At 72.4% G+C, this 293-nt stretch carries 1 protein-coding gene; it reads right to left on the minus strand.

The window, feature by feature from the left end; translation table 11 throughout:
- Positions 1-293: beta-ketoacyl synthase N-terminal-like domain-containing protein (locus UK12_RS35410; protein ID WP_156179180.1), on the minus strand; the 293-nt coding region annotated here is incomplete at both ends.

A 293-nucleotide genomic window follows, 5' to 3' on the forward strand; every position in this document is an offset into this window, starting at 1 on the left:
GTCCTGGTTGACGGCGGAACCACGGACCACGGCGAGCACCGGGTGTCCGTTGCGCTGGGCGTCGGAGAGGCGCTCGACGAGCAGCATGCCCGCGCCCTCCCCCCAGCCCGTGCCGTCCGCGGCACCCGCGAACGCCTTGCACCGGCCGTCCACCGACAGCCCGCGCTGACGGCTGAACTCCACGAACAGGTCCCGCGTCGACATGATCGTCACACCACCGGCCAGCGCCAGCGAGCACTCGCCGTTGCGCAGTGCCTGCACCGCCAGGTGCAGCGCCACCAACGACGCCGAAC

It is taken from the genome of Saccharothrix sp. ST-888, assembly GCF_000955975.1.
GTDB lineage: Bacteria > Actinomycetota > Actinomycetes > Streptomycetales > Streptomycetaceae > Kitasatospora.